The following is a 3,374-nucleotide window of genomic DNA, read 5'->3' as shown; positions in this document are numbered from 1 at the left end:
TGGGGTAAGCGGATTAAATGGTTGATCTTACCTTTGCATGAGAGTGAGACAGACTAGCATCTCATCGGATTATCTGGTTGATGCTTCACCTACTGCTGGTGCATGTTTCCTTCGCTAATTCCAGCAAGAACCCCACACGCCTCAACTTCCCGGTCATCGTTGCAACTCGCTCTCAGTGAAACGAGTTGTTTCTCAAGCGCTTGCAGAGCGGTTATCTGCGACCGCACATGAGAGATGTGATCATCGAGCAAGGCGTTGACGGCGGTACAAGGCTGATGAGGGTCGTCCTGATAGCTCTGTAGTTCGTGAATCTCAGCCAGTGACAGGCCCAGGATTCTGCAGCGACGGATGAAGGCCAGCCCCTCACCATGCTTCTCGGTATAGACACGGTAACCGTTGTCCTGCCGATCAGGCGGCGGCAATAAGCCCTGCTGTTCATAGAAGCGGATCGTCTGTGTTTCGACCCCTACCAACTGCGCCAACTGACCAATGCGCATCAGCCTCCTCCCCAACGGATTCTTTACTCTATTGACCTTATAGTAGCTTTATAGTTTAAAATGGTACCACAACATTGTTCAAGTGGAGTCATATTATGAGCAAATCCTGTGGTGGCGCCTGTGGCGGTGATGCAACGTCCGCAGCGGATACCGATATACAGGCCTCCTCCGAGGCGACAGGGAGATGGGTCAGTGTTTATGCAGTGCCGAAGATGGACTGTCCATCAGAAGAACGAATGATTCGCCTAGCCCTGAACGGCTTTGAGGAGATTCGGGCGCTGTCCTTCGACTTGTCGAACCGCCGGTTGAAGGTCGTGCATGACGGCGAGATCGAGCCCGTCACCTCGAAACTGAAGACCTTGGGGCTAGGCGCCTCGCTTCAGGAAACCGTCGCTGCAAATCCAGAGACCATCAAGGCCGCCGAGTTTTCGGCAGCTTCTGCTAAGCAAGAATCCTGGACCCTGCGCTGGTTGCTCGGCATCAATGCACTTCTGTTCGTAGTGGAAATGACTGCCGGTCTGATCGCCCAGTCCACCGGCCTGATTGGAGAATCCCTGGACAATTTTTCCGATGCGGCGGTGTACGGGCTTGCCCTTTATGCGGTTGGACATAGCGTGAAAATGCAGGTACGTGCCGCGCATCTTGCTGGTGTACTGCAACTGATCTTGGCTGTGGGCGTGCTCGTAGAGGTGGTGAGACGCTTTGTATTCGGTAGTGAGCCTGAATCTCTGGTGATGATGGCTATCGCATTCGTCGCATTGATTGCCAATACCAGTTGTCTGCTGCTCATATCCAAACATCGGGAAGGCGGGGCGCACATGAAGGCAAGCTTGATATTCTCGGCCAACGACGTGGTGATCAACCTGGGGGGCATCACCGCCGGCGCCCTGGTCGCGTGGACCGGTTCCAATTATCCAGATCTGATTATCGGCACCATCACGGGGGTGATTGTACTTAACGGTGCCAGACGCATTTTGGCGTTGAAGGGTTAAATAATGCTCATTATTGGCAAAAAGCTCTCGCCGTATGCCCTATTGTCCATATCGGGCCTGCTGGCAGCGTCTGATCAGGCTGTAAAGTGGCTGGTGCAGCAATCAATGGCCTATGGCGAGTATGTTTCGGTGACCCCGTTCTTTAACTGGGTGCACCTATGGAACACCGGTGCCGCATTCAGTCTTTTTGCGAATGGTGGAGGCTGGCAGCGCTACTTTTTTATCGGAATCGCGGTAGTGGTCTCGATTTTTCTGATCAAGCTGATCCTTGAAAATCGTCATAAAGGAGAAGCCATCGCTTACAGTCTTATCCTCGGTGGCGCCATGGGCAACCTGATTGACCGGGTCTTTCGCGGCTATGTTGTGGATTCCTTTGATTTCTATTGGCGAGACTGGCATTGGCCGGCCTTCAACCTGGCTGATATTGCAATTGTCCTCGGTGCCTTACTTTTCGTTTCCAGCAGCTTGTTGGGTAAAAAAGCAAACACCAATGCCGAGTCGGATGGATCTGACTGACACCTACGCCTATACAACACCATGACCGAACTTCCCGACAACATCCTTCACCTGCCGCAATACCAAGTACTGGGCTGCAAATCAACCGACGACGAAATGCACTTCCAGGTGGACGTGCCCGATCCCATCGCCTGCGAGGAATGCGGCGTGCAGGGTGAGTTCGTACGGTTCGGCAAGCGTGACGTTCCCTATCGTGATCTGCCCATCCACGGCAAGCGGGTCACTCTCTGGGTGGTCCGCCGCCGATACACCTGCCGGGCCTGCAAGACAACATTCAGGCCCCAGCTACCGGAGATGGTGGACGGATTCCGTATGACACTGCGGCTGCATGAGTACGTGGAGAAGGAATCCTTCAACCACCCCTACACCTTTGTGGCGGCACAGACCGGCCTGGACGAGAAGACGGTGCGCGACATCTTCAACGCCCGCGCCGAGTTCTTGGGGCGCTGGCACCGCTTCGAGACGCCCCGCATCCTGGGCATTGACGAGCTATACCTGAACAAGCGCTACCGCTGCATTCTGACCAACATTGAGGAGCGAACCCTGCTCGACCTGCTGGCCACCCGCCGCCAGGACGTGGTGACCAACTACCTGATGAAGCTGAAAGACCGGCAGAAGGTCGAGATCGTCAGCATGGACATGTGGAACCCCTACCGGGCAGCGGTCAAGGCTGTACTGCCCCAGGCCCGTATCGTGGTCGATAAGTTCCATGTGGTGCGCATGGCCAACGATGCCCTAGAGAGAGTGCGCAAGGGCCTCAGAAAGGAGCTGAAACCGTCCCAGAGCCGGACTCTCAAGGGAGACCGGAAAATCCTGCTGAAACGCGCTCACGAAGTCTCAGACCGGGAGCGCCTCATCATGGAGACCTGGACAGGCGCGTTCCCGCAACTGCTGGCCGCCTACGAGCACAAGGAGCGCTTCTACGGCATCTGGGACGCCACCACACGGCTCCAGGCAGAAGCCGCCCTGGACGAGTGGATAGCCACCATCCCGAAGGGCCAAAAGGAAGTCTGGAGCGATCTGGTCAGGGCAGTGGGAAACTGGCGTGAAGAGACCATGACCTACTTCGAGATGGACATGCCCGTCACCAACGCTTACACGGAGTCCATCAACCGACTGGCCAAGGACAAGAACCGTGAAGGGCGCGGTTACTCCTTCGAGGTGATGCGGGCACGAATGCTCTACACCACGAAGCACAAGAAGAAGGCACCGACTGCGAAGGTCTCTCCTTTCTACAAGAAAACCATCGGTTACGGACTGCCGGACTTCGCAGAGGAACTCAACTACGGAGTCGATCTATCAACCATCTGAGGGTGGTATCAGATTGATGGGGTGAAGGTGCCCCATCAACCATTAAATCCGTATACCC

The 3,374-nt window shown here is 55.3% G+C and carries 4 protein-coding genes; 3 read left to right on the top strand and 1 reads right to left on the bottom strand.

The window, feature by feature from the left end; translation table 11 throughout:
• Nucleotides 1-89: 89 nt before the first annotated feature.
• Nucleotides 90-497, bottom strand: coding sequence for a Cd(II)/Pb(II)-responsive transcriptional regulator (gene cadR / locus HMPREF2952_RS00910; RefSeq protein WP_004364961.1), 408 nt, complete (start codon nucleotides 495-497; stop codon nucleotides 90-92).
• Nucleotides 498-592: 95 nt separating this feature from the next.
• On the opposite strand from cadR, the gene HMPREF2952_RS00905 reads away from it, so the two are divergent.
• The 3 genes from HMPREF2952_RS00905 to HMPREF2952_RS00895 are packed head-to-tail and all read left to right on the top strand — an operon-like array spanning nucleotide 593 to nucleotide 3,316.
• Nucleotides 593-1,489 (top strand): cation efflux transmembrane domain-containing protein, encoded by an 897-nt coding sequence (locus HMPREF2952_RS00905; protein WP_070588402.1) that lies wholly within the window; start codon nucleotides 593-595, stop codon nucleotides 1,487-1,489.
• Nucleotides 1,490-1,492: 3 nt separating this feature from the next.
• Nucleotides 1,493-2,005, top strand: coding sequence for a signal peptidase II (gene lspA / locus HMPREF2952_RS00900; protein ID WP_003821921.1), 513 nt, complete (start codon nucleotides 1,493-1,495; stop codon nucleotides 2,003-2,005).
• Nucleotides 2,006-2,026: 21 nt separating this feature from the next.
• Complete coding sequence (locus HMPREF2952_RS00895; protein ID WP_049331821.1) at nucleotides 2,027-3,316, top strand: ISL3-like element ISPpu12 family transposase; 1,290 nt, start codon at nucleotides 2,027-2,029, stop codon at nucleotides 3,314-3,316.
• Nucleotides 3,317-3,374: the final 58 nt, after the last annotated feature.

Source organism: Neisseria sp. HMSC068C12 (assembly GCF_001814095.1).
Taxonomy (GTDB): domain Bacteria; phylum Pseudomonadota; class Gammaproteobacteria; order Burkholderiales; family Neisseriaceae; genus Neisseria; species Neisseria perflava.
The sequence above is the reverse complement of the archived record's forward strand: the minus strand, read 5'-3'. Positions and strand labels throughout refer to the sequence as shown.

What these genes read in the sequence shown, in the direction of transcription:
- lspA (WP_003821921.1), top strand. Translation starts at nt 1,493, where the DNA reads ATGCTCATTATTGGCAAAAAGCTCTCGCCGTATGCCCTATTGTCCATA.
- HMPREF2952_RS00895 (WP_049331821.1), top strand. Translation starts at nt 2,027, where the DNA reads ATGACCGAACTTCCCGACAACATCCTTCACCTGCCGCAATACCAAGTA.
- HMPREF2952_RS00905 (WP_070588402.1), top strand. Translation starts at nt 593, where the DNA reads ATGAGCAAATCCTGTGGTGGCGCCTGTGGCGGTGATGCAACGTCCGCA.
- cadR (WP_004364961.1), bottom strand. Translation starts at nt 497, where the DNA reads ATGCGCATTGGTCAGTTGGCGCAGTTGGTAGGGGTCGAAACACAGACG.